Raw genomic sequence first — 14,612 nt, forward strand, 5'->3', positions numbered from 1 at the left:
GCAAATAAGGAAAAGAGTAGTATAATACATATGGAGGTTTCTATGGAGAGCCCAAAATATAAACGTGTTGTCTTAAAACTAAGCGGAGAAGCTTTAGCAGGTGAACAGGGGTTTGGAATTTATCCGGCAGTCATTAAATCAGTTGCATCACAAGTAAAGGAACTGGCTGATCTTGGTGTTGAAGTAGCCGTTGTTGTTGGCGGCGGAAACATTTGGCGCGGTAAAATTGGCGAGGAAATGGGCATGGACAGGGCGACAGCAGATTATATGGGAATGCTTGCTACCGTTATGAATTCGCTGGCATTACAGGATAGTCTTGAGCAGTTTGGCTGTGAGACAAGGGTCCAAACATCTATTGAAATGCGCCAGGTAGCAGAGCCGTATATCCGGAGAAGAGCCATCCGCCATTTAGAGAAAAAGCGGGTTGTTATTTTTGCAGCTGGTACAGGAAATCCTTATTTTTCAACTGATACAACGGCTGCATTAAGAGCCGCAGAGATTGAAGCAGAAGTCATATTAATGGCGAAAAATAATGTGGATGGAGTTTATTCAGCAGATCCTCGTATTGATAAAACGGCGAAAAAATACGATGAGCTTTCATACTTAGATGTCATTAAGGAAGGACTTGCTGTAATGGATTCAACAGCTTCGTCTTTATGTATGGATAATGACATTCCACTTATTGTTTTTTCTATTATGGAAAATGGAAACATCAAGCGTGCCGTCATGGGTGAAAAAATCGGAACTATTGTAAGGGGGAAATAATCATGCCGAAACAAGTTGTAGCTAATGCAAAAGACAGAATGACTAAAGCGATTCAGGCTTATTCACGGGAACTTGCAAGTATTCGTGCCGGAAGGGCTAATGCTTCACTTTTAGATCGTATTTCAGTTGATTATTATGGTGCTCCAACACCAGTAAACCAATTAGCCGGTATTTCTGTTCCTGAAGCGCGGCTTTTAGTCATCCAGCCGTATGATAAAACGATTTTAGGCGAGATTGAAAAGGCCATTTTAAAATCTGATCTTGGCTTAAATCCAACTAATGACGGAAATATGATTCGTTTAGCGATTCCAGCTTTGACAGAAGAACGCCGCAAAGAATTAGCTAAATTGGTCAAAAAGGAAGCTGAGGAAGCGAAAGTTGCGATTAGAAATGTACGCAGAGATGCCAATGATGACTTGAAAAAACTTGAAAAATCCGGTGAGATCACAGAAGATGATCTTCGCGGATATTCTGATGAAGTTCAAAAAGTCACTGACGAGTATATCAACAAGATCGATTCAATGACGAAAGAAAAAGAGAAAGAAATACTTGAAGTATAATTCGGACACATCTTTTGTGAAAGAGAACCCTCTATTGATTAGGGGGTTTTTAATCATGTTACGGGTTTTCGTAATAAAAGCAGTTACGTGGAGCAAAAATATATCGAGGATATTGATAAGCAGTGATTTTATAGGTGAATCAACCTTTTTTATAGAGATATCTTATCGTATTTTTGGTATGATATGAAAGAAAGAAATCCACTTGCCTTTGTACGAATAACTGATTTTTGTCGGAGGATGAGATAAATCTTTTTGGAGGAGCAATAAATGTTTAATAAATTTAATATATGGAAGAAAGCAGATATCTCTTCCAATCTCCGCGATCGAATGACAGAAGTAATGAAACAACCCATTCCCTCCCATATTGCCATTATTATGGATGGAAATGGGCGGTGGGCTAAAAAAAGGGCTTTACCAAGAATTGCTGGGCATCATGAAGGAATGAAAGTTGTTCGAAAAATTACGAAAATAGCTAATCAATTGGATGTAAAGGTGCTCACACTTTACGCTTTTTCTACGGAGAATTGGAAGCGCCCAAAAACAGAAGTGGAATATTTAATGAAGCTTCCAGAGGAATTTTTAGGTACCTTTCTTCCGGAATTAATTGAAGAAAATGTAAAGGTTCAAATGATGGGGTATAAGGAGGGGCTTCCTGCGCACACGACCAGCGCGGTGGATAAAGCTATCCGTGAAACGAAGGATAATACAGGTTTAATTTTAAATTTCGCTTTAAACTACGGGAGCAGAGCAGAAATAATTGAGGCGGTGAAAAGCGTCTTAAATGACTGTAAAAGTGGTATACTGAATGGAAACGAAATAACAGAAGAAGTTTTTGCGGAATATTTAATGACAAAAGGTTTGCCGGATCCCGATCTATTAATTCGAACAAGTGGTGAAATACGATTAAGTAATTTTATGCTTTGGCAGCTTGCCTATACGGAATTTTGGTTTACTGATGTGCTTTGGCCCGATTTTACAGAAAACCACCTATTAGAAGCAATCGAAGTGTTTCAAAATCGCCAGCGGCGTTTTGGAGGAGTACAGTAAAGGTGTTGACTTAGATGAAGCAAAGAGTTATTACAGCAGTCATTTTCGGGGCGGTTTTGATTTCCTTCACAATATGGGGAGGATTACCATTTATTGCGCTCACCTATGTTTTTGCATCCATTGCTCTTTATGAATTATTAAAAATGAGGGAGCTAAAATTATTTTCCTTTCCAGGGGTCATATCCCTGCTCGTTTTATGGAGTTTCTTGATTCCCGGCCAATATCAATTTATTTTAGAGTCCATTAATCTGACAAAGGTTGAAATTGCTCTTCTGGCTGTATTGTTATTTTTAACCTATACGGTAGCGACAAAAAATCGTTTTACATTTGATGATGTATCCTTTTCGATGATGTGTACTTTATATATTGGAATGGGTTTCTATTATTTTATCGAAACGAGAGAAAATGGTCTTGTTTTTATTTTTTATGCCTTATTTATCATCTGGACGACGGATTCAGGAGCTTATTTAATTGGACGAAAATTGGGAAAAAGAAAACTATGGCCTGAGATTAGTCCAAATAAAACCGTTGAAGGGGCATTGGGCGGCACGATTAGTGCCATTATTGTCAGTATTATTTATGTTCTGATCACTGATATGGACGTTGCCATTGCCTGGATTGCCGTTGTTACCATCTTTTTATCCATTTTTGGACAAATAGGAGATCTGGTTGAATCAGCGTTAAAGAGACATTATAACGTAAAGGATTCTGGAAATATCCTCCCAGGGCATGGAGGAATATTGGACCGCTTCGATAGTCTTTTATTTGTTTGTCCGCTGATCTACTTTTTCATCTTGTAGAATAGAAGAGGAAATCAGTTCTTTGTAGTGGAATGTAAAGTCATCATTGTTAATATGATAAAAAATAACAAGTGAGGCAATTGTGTAGGAGATGAGGGGTCATTGAAATATATTAGTTTATTAGGTGCAACTGGTTCAATAGGAACGCAGACAGTTGATATTCTTAAGAATCATCGGAAGGAATTTTCATTAGCCGCCATGTCTGTCGGAAGAAATATTCCTTTGGCAAGAAAGATCATTCATGACTTGTCTCCTGAATTGGTATCAACTATAAATAAAGAGGATGCAGAAATGCTCCAAGCAGAATTTCCCGGAATTTCATTTACGTATGGGGAAGAAGGAATTACGGATGTCGCTGTATATGATAAGTCTGAAATACTGGTAAACGGAGTAATGGGAAGTGTAGGGCTCCAGCCGACTCTGCAGGCGATTGAAGCACATAAAACAATTGCGCTGGCAAATAAGGAAACACTCGTTACAGCCGGTCATCTTGTCATGGAAGCGGCAAAGAATTCCGGAGTTCCGATTCTCCCCGTAGACAGCGAACATTCCGCCATTTTTCAGGCGTTGCAAGGAGAAAGAACAAAGAATATAGAAAGAATCATCTTAACGGCTTCCGGTGGAAGTTTTCGTGATCGAACAAGAGATGAATTAAATTCAGTAACGATTGAAGAGGCTCTTCATCATCCCAATTGGTCAATGGGTGCTAAAATCACGATTGATTCTGCTTCCATGATGAATAAAGGACTGGAAGTCATTGAAGCACATTGGCTATTTGCGCTTCCCTATGAAAAAATTGATGTATTACTGCATAAGGAAAGTGTTATTCATTCCATGGTTGAATTTCATGACAGCAGTGTGATTGCGCAGCTTGGCAGTCCGGATATGCGGGTTCCGATCCAGTATGCTTTATCCTATCCAGATCGTCTTCCCCTCCTTCATGCACACCGTTTAAATTTAGCTAAAATTGGACAATTGCATTTTCAAGAGATCGATTTGGAGCGCTTTCGTTGTTTAAAACTTGCCATTGAGGCTGGTAAGGCCGGCGGCTCCTATCCAACGGTATTGAATGCAGCCAATGAAACAGCTGTTGCTGCATTTTTAGAAAAACGGATCACGTTTTTACAAATTGAAGATTGTGTTGAGAAAGCTTTAAATCAGCATCAAAAACAGGAATCTCCAAGCCTTGCTGAAATTGAAGAAATTGATCGTGAAACTAGAGCCTATCTTCAATCGATTATTCAATGATGCCGCAAAAATAAACGTAAGTCTTTTACTTAATTCTTTAAAAAGGTGGTAATATATTGACTACTGTTATAGCCTTCATCGTGATATTTGGAGCGCTTGTCTTTTTTCATGAACTAGGTCATTTAATGTTGGCCAAAAGAGCGGGTATCTTATGCCGTGAATTTGCAATTGGTTTTGGTCCAAAGGTGCTTTCTTTTAAAAAGAATGAGACAGTATATACGATTCGTCTGCTGCCTATTGGGGGATTCGTGAGAATGGCCGGTGAAGATCCTGAAATGATCGAGATTAAGCCAGGCTATCGTGTAGGGTTATTGCTGAATAATGAAAATAAAGTTCAAAAAATTGTCTTAAACAATAAAAATAAGTTTCCCGATTGCCTTGTAATGGAAGTAGAACAAGCTGATGCGGAGCACGATTTGTTTATTAAAGGATACCTGGACGGGGATGAAGAAGAAGTGCTTCGTACTTATGAAATTCTTCCCGATGCAGTATACGTTGAAAATGGATCAGAAACGCAAATAGCTCCATATAACCGTCAGTTTGCTTCCAAAACACTTTGGCAAAGAACGTTAACCATTTTTGCCGGACCTGCGATGAACTTTGTCCTCGCTTTCGTTGTCTTTGTTATTCTGGCATTTATTCAAGGTGTTCCATCGACAGAACCTGTTCTCGGGAAACTGACTAAAGACGGTTCAGCGATTTCAGCGGGACTGAAAGAAGGCGATATTGTTCATGCCATTAACGGAGCGGAAATTGCAGAATGGCCGGATGTCGTAGAAATCATTCGCAAAAACCCGGAAAATGAATTAACATTCTCTATCGAGCGTGCTGGAGAGGAAATGGAGATACCTGTTACACCAAACATCAGTAAGGATGCAAAGGGGAGGCAAATAGGGGTAATTGGCGTCTACAGCCCAACCGAAAAATCCCCTGTAAAAGCGATTTCCTATGGAGTATCTGAAACCTATTTCTGGACAAAGGAAATATTCTTCGCTTTAGGAAAACTAATCACAGGTGAATTTTCCATCGATGCCTTATCAGGTCCTGTTGGAATCTATCAATCGACAGACATGGTGGCCCAAACAGGCGGTGTTATTTACTTGATGAAATGGGCAGCTATGTTGAGCGTGAATCTGGGAATTATGAACCTGCTTCCAATTCCGGCACTTGATGGTGGAAGATTATTGTTTTTTGCCGTAGAAGCTGTCCGCGGTAAACCGGTTGACCGCCAGAAGGAAGGTATGGTGCATTTCTTGGGCTTTGCTTTACTTATGCTTCTTATGCTGGTTGTTACATGGAATGATATACAAAGATTCTTTTTAGATTAACGATTCAATGTGGCAGGAACACATTTGAGCCTGCCACATACATTTTTCATGACATTCATTAAATATAGAGGTGCTAGTAGATGAAACAAAGTAAGATGCTTATCCCCACATTAAGGGAAGTTCCCGCAGATGCAGAAATTAAGAGCCATCAATTATTATTGCGTGCTGGTTTTATGCGTCAGAATGCAAGCGGAATATACAGCTATTTGCCATTAGCCAAGCGTGTGCTGCAAAAAGTAGAGCAGATTGTCCGCGAAGAAATGGATCATTCCGGTGCTGTTGAATTATTAATGCCGGCGCTGCAAGCTGCGGAACTGTGGCAGGAATCCGGAAGATGGTATACATATGGTCCAGAATTAATGCGGCTGCATGATCGTAATAACCGTGAGTTTGCCTTAGGGGCCACGCACGAAGAAGTTATTACAAGCCTTGTCCGTGATGAAGTGAAATCTTACAAGCGGCTGCCGCTTAGCTTATATCAAATCCAAACAAAATTCCGTGATGAAAAAAGACCACGTTTTGGCTTATTACGCGGAAGAGAATTTATCATGAAGGACGGTTATTCCTTCCATGCTTCACAAGAAAGTCTTGATGAAACCTATGCTGATATTTTTCAGGCTTATCACAATATCTTCTCCCGCTGCGGCTTAAATTTCCGTGCCGTTATTGCTGATTCAGGGGCAATGGGTGGAAAAGATACTCATGAATTTATGGTATTATCTGATGTTGGTGAAGATACCATCGCTTATTCAGATACATCTACCTATGCAGCTAATATTGAAATGGCTCCAGTTGATGTTCAGTATGAGAAAAAAGCTGAAACAGCAAAAGAAATGGAAAAAGTATTAACAGAAAACCAAAAGACGATTGCGGATGTGTCCGCCTTCTTAAATGTAACAGCTGAGGATTGTATTAAATCACTGCTGTTTAAAGTGGATGATCAGTTTGTATTGGTTCTTGTTCGTGGTGACCATGAAGTAAATGATATAAAATTGAAAAATTTATATCAGGCCGGGGTTGTGGAATTGGCTGAGCCCGAGGAAACGAAAGAGGTTCTTGGCTGTTCAGTAGGATCCCTTGGACCTGTTGCTGTATCCGGCGTAGAAATCATTGCCGATCATGCAGTAAAGGCGATTGTCAATGGTGTATGCGGAGCAAATGAAGAGGACTATCACTATATCAATGTAAATCCAGAACGGGATTTCACTGTCTCACGCTATGAAGATCTTCGCTTCATCCAGGAGGGAGATCCTTCGCCGGATGGTATTGGAAGGATTTTATTTGCCAAAGGTATTGAAGTAGGACATGTATTCAAGCTTGGTACCCGCTATAGCGAAGCGATGAATGCGGTTTACCTTGATGAAAATGGAAAAACAAAACCATTTATTATGGGCTGTTATGGAATTGGTGTTTCACGTACGATGGCTGCTATTGCAGAACAATTTAATGATGATAAAGGTTTGATTTGGCCTGTTAGTGTTGCTCCATTTGATGTTCATCTTGTTGCTGTCAATATGAAGGATGAAGCGCAGGCGGCATTGGCGGAGAAGCTTTATGCTGAAATGAAGCAAAACAAGCTTGAGGTTCTTCTTGATGATCGTCAGGAAAGACCGGGGGTTAAGTTTGCTGATAGTGATCTAATTGGGCTGCCGATTCGTGTGACAGTAGGGAAAAAAGCTGGAGAAGGAATTGTCGAAGTAAAAGTTCGTAAAACAGACGAAATGTTTGAAGTTCATACAGATGAACTGATGGCTAAAATATCCGTGCTGCTTGAAACATTGTAAACTTCACAAAGTCAAATGGTGTAAAAGGGGAGGTCCAATCAAGAGGACAGCCCTTTTTACGCTGTCATTCATAAATATGGAAATACCTGTTCACCTTAAACTTATATGTTATAATACGAGAGTGAAGATAAAATATGAATGAAAGATATAGATAGATTTTAAACGGAGGAGAGAGGTAGATACATGAGCATGGATTCTGGCAGAATTGAGCGATTTCAGCTCTTACTCCAACAACTGCAGCTTACTGAAGATGCCATTATGCCGTATTTTTCCAATGCCCAAATTGAAAAACTGGTCATTGAAAAGAAGGCTAGAAAATGGCATTTTCACTTTTTATTTGAAAAAATCCTGCCTTACAAAGTTTTTCGCGCATTGAGTGACCAATTAGAGAAAACTTTTTCCTATATTGCGCAAACATCGTTTTCAATCCGGGTACTTGATACACACTATACTGAAAAGCTTATTGCCGAATATTGGCAGACTTGTATTCAGGAAATAGACGGCATTTCACCGCCGGTTCTAAAGCTACTAAATGAACAAATTCCGTCATTGCAGGGAAATAAATTGCAGATTAAGGTACGCAATGAAATGGAAAGTATGTCTATTAAGAAGAAATACACCAGTCTGATTTCGCAAGTATTTACGGAATATGGTTTTCCGCAATTGATGTTTGATACAGAAATTTCAACTGAAGCAGCGAATGAGCAATATGAGGAATTTATCAAAGCGAAACAAAAAGAAGATGCAGAACGCGGGTTGCAGGCACTCATGGATATGCAGAAAAAAGAAGAGAAGGAAGCGGTCGAAGGTGTGGAATATAGCGGTCCGCTAATGATTGGTTTAACGATCCGTGATGATGTTGAATTCAAAAGGCTGGAAGAGATTGTTGATGAAGAGCGCCGCATTGCAATCGAAGGATATGTATTTTCTGCGGAGACAAAGGAGCTGCGCAGCGGCCGGACACTATTAACTTTTAAGATCACAGACTATACGAGTTCCATTATGGTCAAAATGTTTTCACGGGATAAAGAAGATGCCGCTCTTTTTGGTCTGGTGAAAAAAGGAATGTGGTTAAAGGTACGTGGAAGCATTCAAAACGATACGTTTGTTCGTGATCTCGTTATGATTGGAAATGACATCAATGAAATCACTCCGCCGAGCAGAAAAGATACAGCACCAGAAGAAGAAAAGCGAGTTGAACTTCATCTTCATACACCAATGAGTCAAATGGATGCCGTTACTCCTGTCAGCGCACTTATCAGTCAGGCGAAAAAATGGGGGCATAAAGCCATTGCCGTTACGGACCATGCCGGGGCCCAATCATTCCCGGAAGCATTTGGAGCCGGTAAAAAGAATGATATTAAAATCTTATATGGGGTAGAAGCGAATTTAGTCGATGACGGTGTGCCCATTGCCTATCATTCAGCCCATCGAAAATTGGAAGATGATACATTTGTTGTATTTGACGTCGAAACAACAGGACTATCTGCCGTTTACGATACAGTTATTGAACTCGCTGCAGTCAAAATCCACAATGGCGAGATAGTCGACAGATTTGAATCATTTGCCAATCCGCATCATCCACTTTCAGCTACGATTATTAATCTGACTGGAATTACCGATGACCTGCTGGTAAATGCACCGGAAGTAGAAGCTGTTTTAAAAAGATTCCATACCTGGACCGGGGATGCTGTGCTTGTGGCACATAATGCTTCATTTGATATGGGCTTTTTAAATGTTGGTTACAAGAGTATTGGACTGCCAAAAGCTGCTAACCCCGTCATTGATACCTTGGAATTAGGGCGTTTTCTTTATCCGGAAATGAAGAACCATCGTTTAAATACATTGGCGAAAAAGTTGAATGTTGAATTGACCCAGCATCACCGCGCGATTTATGATGCTGAGGCAACCGGCTATATTCTTCTCAAAATGTTAAAAGATGCAAATGAAAAAGGGGTCGAGTTCCATGACCAGCTAAATGATAATATGGGGAAAGGGAATGCTTACCAGCGGGCAAGACCGCGCCATTGTATTTTGATGGCACAAAATGATACAGGATTAAAAAATCTCTTTAAGCTCGTATCTATTGCCCATATCCAGTATTTTTACCGTGTTCCGAGAATCCCACGCTCCATTCTGCAGAAATACCGTGAAGGAATTATTGTCGGGTCTGCTTGTGATAAGGGAGAGGTATTCGAAGGAATGATGCAGAAATCCCCTGATGAAGTGGAGAAGGTTGCTGAATTTTACGATTATCTTGAGGTTCACCCGAAGGAAGTTTATCGGCCTTTAATAGAGATGGAGCTTATTAAAGATGAAAAGGCTTTAGAGGAAATTATCGGGAACATTGTCAAACTTGGTGAAAAATTAAACATACCGGTTGTGGCAACAGGGAATGTTCATTACCTGAATCCAAATGATAAAATTTACCGAAAAATCCTGATTAATTCACAGGGTGGAGCAAATCCATTAAACCGTCATGAACTGCCGGATGTTCATTTTAGAACAACAAATGAAATGCTTGATGCGTTCGCCTTTTTAGGCAAGGAAAAGGCAAAAGAGATCGTCGTGGATAATACAAATAAAATTGCTGATATGGTTGACGAAATAAAACCGATTAAAGATGATCTGTATACACCAAAAATTGAAGGTGCCGAGGATGAAATGCGAAATTTAAGCTACACCATGGCACGGAAAATTTACGGCGACCCGCTTCCGGAAATTGTTGAGGCACGCTTAGAAAAAGAACTAGCGAGTATTATTGGGAATGGATTCTCTGTGATTTACTTGATTTCCCATAAACTAGTGAAAAAATCACTTGATGACGGATATCTTGTTGGTTCGCGGGGCTCGGTAGGATCGTCATTTGTTGCGACAATGACGGAAATAACAGAAGTCAATCCATTGCCGCCGCATTATGTTTGCCCGGAATGTAAACACTCCGAATTTTTCAATGATGGTTCGGTAGGTTCTGGTTTCGATTTGCCGAATAAAGATTGTCCAAAATGCGGGACTCAATATAAAAAGGATGGTCATGATATTCCGTTTGAAACCTTCCTGGGCTTTAAAGGTGATAAGGTCCCCGATATTGACTTGAATTTCTCCGGTGAATATCAGGCACGTGCCCATGATTATACGAAAGTATTATTCGGTGAAGATAATGTGTATCGTGCCGGTACGATCGGTACGGTTGCCGACAAAACCGCTTTTGGTTATGTAAAAGCCTATCAGAATGATAATAATCTTCAATTCCGTGGTGCCGAAGTTGAGCGGCTTGCTACCGGTTGTACGGGTGTAAAACGGACAACAGGGCAGCACCCGGGCGGCATCATCGTTATTCCGGATTATATGGATGTATATGATTTTTCTCCGATACAGTTTCCGGCAGATGATCGAAACTCTGAATGGCGGACAACCCATTTTGATTTCCATTCCATCCATGATAATGTCCTGAAACTTGATATACTTGGACACGATGATCCGACCGTGATTAGGATGCTTCAGGATTTGAGCGGAATTGATCCAAAGACCATTCCGGTCGATGACCGCGAAGTAATGAAAATATTTACCAGTACGGAGCCGCTTGGTGTAACGGAAGAACAAATTAATTGTAAAACTGGAACATTAGGTATACCTGAATTTGGTACCCGATTTGTGCGGCAAATGCTTGAAGATACGAAACCGACAACTTTCTCAGAGCTGCTGCAAATTTCCGGTCTTTCCCACGGAACGGACGTATGGCTCGGAAATGCCCAAGAACTGATTCAAAATAATATTTGTACACTGAAAGAAGTAATCGGCTGCCGGGACGATATTATGGTCTATTTAATTTACCAAGGCCTCGAATCTTCATTTGCATTCAAAATCATGGAATCTGTCCGTAAAGGGAAAGGCTTGACAGATGAAATGGAAGAGGAAATGCGTAAAAATGAAGTACCGGAATGGTACATTGATTCATGCAAGAAGATTAAATATATGTTCCCGAAAGCGCACGCTGCAGCCTATGTTTTAATGGCTGTCCGGATTGCTTATTTTAAAGTGCATCACCCGCTTTGGTATTACGCGGCTTACTTTACAGTCCGCGCAGAGGATTTTGATGTCGAAGCAATGGTTAAGGGACCGGCAGCGATTCGGGCGATAATAGATGAGATTAATGGCAAGGGTCTTGATGCCTCAACGAAAGAGAAGAACCTTCTGACTGTATTAGAGCTTGCTTTAGAAATGACAGAAAGAGGCTTTTCTTTTAAAAAAATTGATTTATACCACTCTAGTGCGAATGAATTTATTATTGACGGCAAATCGTTAATTCCGCCATTTAATGCCATTCCCGGACTTGGGACAAACGCAGCCTTTAATATTGTAAAGGCCCGTAAAGACGGCGAATTTCTTTCAAAAGAAGACCTGCAGCAAAGAGGAAAGGTTTCGAAGACGATTCTAGAATATTTGGACAGCCAGGGCTGCCTTGAATCACTTCCGGATCAAAACCAATTGTCCTTATTCTAATCAGGTTCAAATTTGCCGGCTGAAGTCAAGCCGCTTCCGCTTTTCTCCGTTTGCATTAAGTTTTTGGTTATGTTATAGTTTTAGTGGAAATACTAAGGATAACTTTGGTAACTAAGAGTGGGGAAACCCACTCTTTCGTATTGTGTATGTATTTTTTTGCGAAGGGTTCTAATAATCTTTTGAATCGGTCTTGCTGTAAACAATACGATTGATTCTTGTAACTCCTGTGCTCCAAGCCATTCTTAGATGGCGCAAGCGATATACAGGAGTTTTCTATATTCATCCATTGCTGTGATGAGTGGCAGGTAAAGGAGGGAAACTGTGAGCAAAGTGACAGAAATTGTAAGCCAGCTTGCTAGTCCGATTATCGAGGATTTAGGACTTGAACTGGTTGATATTGAATATGTCAAAGAAGGAAGAGACTGGTTTCTTCGTGTTTTTATCGACAAAGAAGGCGGCGTTGATATTGAGGAATGCGGTTCGGTAAGTGAAAGACTAAGTGAAAAACTGGATGAAGCAGATCCGATTGAGCATAATTATTTTCTTGAAGTATCCTCACCCGGTGCTGAACGTCCTCTGAAAAAGCCAGCCGATATTGAAAAAGCAATTGGAAAAAATGTTTATATGAAAACGTATGAACCCATCGATGGAGAAAAAGCATTTGAAGGAATTCTAACAGCCTTCGATGGAGAAAATGTAACACTAGAAATAAAAGTGAAAACAAGAAAGAAAATAATCAATATTCCATATGAAAAGATAGCAAAGGCAAGACTTGCAGTTACGTTCTCTTAATAATTGTAAGGACCGTTAAAAAGGGGGATACATTCTCATGAGCAGTGAATTATTAGATGCTCTGGTATTACTAGAAAAAGAAAAAGGCATTTCTCGGGACATCATCATTGAAGCGATTGAAGCCGCATTGATCTCGGCCTATCGCCGCAACTTTAATCAGGCACAAAATGTCCGTATTGATATCCATTTAGGTAATGGAACAATGAGGGTATTTGCCCGTAAAGAGGTTGTAGACGAAGTATTTGATCCACGACTTGAAATTTCTCTTGAAGATGCCCTCAAAATCAACCCAAATTATCAAATCAATGATATTGTGGAACTTGAAGTAACGCCAAAGGATTTCGGCCGGATAGCGGCCCAGACAGCTAAACAGGTTGTTACGCAAAGAGTTCGTGAAGCAGAACGGGGAATTATTTATTCTGAATTTATTGATCGTGAAGAAGATATTATGACGGGTATTGTTCAGCGGACCGATCCTAAATTTATTTATGTAAGCTTGGGCAAAATAGAAGCCATTCTTCCAAGCAACGAGCAAATGCCAAATGAAAGATATAAGCCTCATGATCGGATTAAAGTCTTTTTAACTAAGGTGGAGAAAACAACAAAAGGACCGCAAATCTATGTTTCGCGTACACATCCAGGTCTTTTAAAGCGGTTATTTGAAATAGAAGTTCCGGAAATTTATGACGGCACGGTAGAAATTAAATCGGTGGCACGCGAAGCAGGCGATCGTTCAAAAATATCTGTTCACTCAGATAACCAGGAAGTCGATCCGGTCGGAGCATGCGTCGGTCCTAAAGGAACCCGGGTTCAGGCTATTGTAAATGAACTAAAAGGGGAAAAAATTGATATCGTCAAATGGTCTCAAGATCCTGTCGTATTTGTAGCCAATGCGTTAAGTCCGTCAAAGGTTCTTGATGTCATTGTTCATGAGGAAGAAAAGGCGACAACCGTCATTGTACCAGATTTTCAATTATCCTTAGCCATTGGTAAACGCGGTCAAAATGCCCGTTTAGCGGCAAAATTAACTGGTTGGAAAATTGATATCAAATCCGAAACGGATGCACGCGCTGCAGGTATCTATCCGCGTGAAGAGACACTGCTAAGTCTTTCACAAGAAGATGTGGAAGAAGATTCAGAAATGTCAATATTTGAAGATATAGATTAAATTCTTTTGGAGGGATGATGATGAATAATCGCAGAAAAGTCCCTATGCGAAAATGCGTTGTGACAGGTGAAATGAAGCCAAAAAAGGAACTCATTCGCATCGTTCGCTCAAAGGAAGGGGAAGTATCAGTTGATGTAACTGGTAAAAAATCAGGACGTGGTGCCTACCTCACACTGGACAAAGATACGGTCCTGTTGGCAAAAAAGAAAAATGTTTTATCCAGCCATTTGCAGGTTTCAATTGATGATTCTATCTATGAGGAACTCCTGCAGTTAATCGAAAAGGAGAATCGATTATCTCAATGAAGGAAAATCAATGGATTTCATTGCTTGGCTTAGCTAATCGAGCACGAAAAACAATATCGGGCGAGGAGCTGACCCTGAAGGAAATTAGAAACGGGAAGGCAAAGCTTATTTTATTATCAGCGGACGCCTCTTCCAATACAACCAAAAAGATTTGTGATAAGTGTAAATCGTATGGGGTACCCGTCAAAATCGTAGAAAGCCGTGATATTCTTGGACATGCGATAGGGAAAGATGCACGGGTAGTTGTGGCGGTATTGGATACAGGGTTTGCTAAAAAAATGATGACGCTGCTCGATTAATTTCAGCGGGGGT

12 protein-coding genes are annotated in these 14,612 nt (G+C 40.3%); all 12 read left to right on the plus strand.

Translation table 11 applies throughout. From position 1 onward, the window contains the following. Nucleotides 1-42: 42 nt before the first annotated feature. Nucleotides 43-765: a UMP kinase gene (pyrH, locus tag HNR53_RS02350; RefSeq protein ID WP_184522343.1), complete on the plus strand. Its 723-nt coding sequence runs from the start codon at nucleotides 43-45 to the stop codon at nucleotides 763-765. Nucleotides 766-767: 2 nt separating this feature from the next. Then, nucleotides 768-1,325, plus strand: coding sequence for a ribosome recycling factor (gene frr, locus HNR53_RS02355; protein WP_184522345.1), 558 nt, complete (start codon nucleotides 768-770; stop codon nucleotides 1,323-1,325). Between the two features lie 267 nt (nucleotides 1,326-1,592). Further along, nucleotides 1,593-2,372, plus strand: coding sequence for an undecaprenyl pyrophosphate synthase (gene uppS, locus HNR53_RS02360; RefSeq protein WP_184522347.1), 780 nt, complete (start codon nucleotides 1,593-1,595; stop codon nucleotides 2,370-2,372). 14 nt (nucleotides 2,373-2,386) lie between these two features. Continuing rightward, complete coding sequence (locus HNR53_RS02365) at nucleotides 2,387-3,172, plus strand: phosphatidate cytidylyltransferase (protein WP_184522349.1); 786 nt, start codon at nucleotides 2,387-2,389, stop codon at nucleotides 3,170-3,172. 102 nt (nucleotides 3,173-3,274) lie between these two features. Continuing rightward, nucleotides 3,275-4,420 carry a 1-deoxy-D-xylulose-5-phosphate reductoisomerase gene (gene dxr / locus HNR53_RS02370; protein WP_184522351.1) on the plus strand — a complete coding sequence of 382 codons (1,146 nt, stop codon included), beginning with the start codon at nucleotides 3,275-3,277 and terminating at the stop codon, nucleotides 4,418-4,420. Between the two features lie 56 nt (nucleotides 4,421-4,476). Further along, entirely contained in the window at nucleotides 4,477-5,748 is a 1,272-nt protein-coding gene (gene rseP / locus HNR53_RS02375; RefSeq protein WP_184522353.1) for an RIP metalloprotease RseP, read from the plus strand. Nucleotides 5,749-5,828: 80 nt separating this feature from the next. Then, on the plus strand, nucleotides 5,829-7,532 hold the full coding sequence (locus tag HNR53_RS02380) for a proline--tRNA ligase (RefSeq protein WP_184522355.1): 1,704 nt from the start codon (nucleotides 5,829-5,831) through the stop codon (nucleotides 7,530-7,532). Nucleotides 7,533-7,715: 183 nt separating this feature from the next. Next, nucleotides 7,716-12,035, plus strand: coding sequence for a PolC-type DNA polymerase III (locus HNR53_RS02385; protein ID WP_184522357.1), 4,320 nt, complete (start codon nucleotides 7,716-7,718; stop codon nucleotides 12,033-12,035). A gap of 321 nt (nucleotides 12,036-12,356) precedes the next feature. Then, nucleotides 12,357-12,827 carry a ribosome maturation factor RimP gene (gene rimP, locus HNR53_RS02390; protein WP_184522359.1) on the plus strand — a complete coding sequence of 157 codons (471 nt, stop codon included), beginning with the start codon at nucleotides 12,357-12,359 and terminating at the stop codon, nucleotides 12,825-12,827. A gap of 37 nt (nucleotides 12,828-12,864) precedes the next feature. Then, nucleotides 12,865-13,995, plus strand: a complete 1,131-nt coding sequence (nusA, locus tag HNR53_RS02395) for a transcription termination factor NusA (protein WP_184522362.1) — start codon at nucleotides 12,865-12,867, stop codon at nucleotides 13,993-13,995. Nucleotides 13,996-14,015: 20 nt separating this feature from the next. Next, nucleotides 14,016-14,300, plus strand: a complete 285-nt coding sequence (gene rnpM / locus HNR53_RS02400) for an RNase P modulator RnpM (protein ID WP_184522364.1) — start codon at nucleotides 14,016-14,018, stop codon at nucleotides 14,298-14,300. Then, nucleotides 14,297-14,599: a YlxQ family RNA-binding protein gene (locus tag HNR53_RS02405; RefSeq protein WP_184522366.1), complete on the plus strand. Its 303-nt coding sequence runs from the start codon at nucleotides 14,297-14,299 to the stop codon at nucleotides 14,597-14,599. Before rnpM ends, HNR53_RS02405 begins: the two co-directional genes overlap by 4 nt. Nucleotides 14,600-14,612: the final 13 nt, after the last annotated feature.

The organism is Bacillus benzoevorans, from assembly GCF_014207535.1.
Classification (GTDB): domain Bacteria; phylum Bacillota; class Bacilli; order Bacillales; family Cytobacillaceae; genus Bacillus_BD; species Bacillus_BD benzoevorans.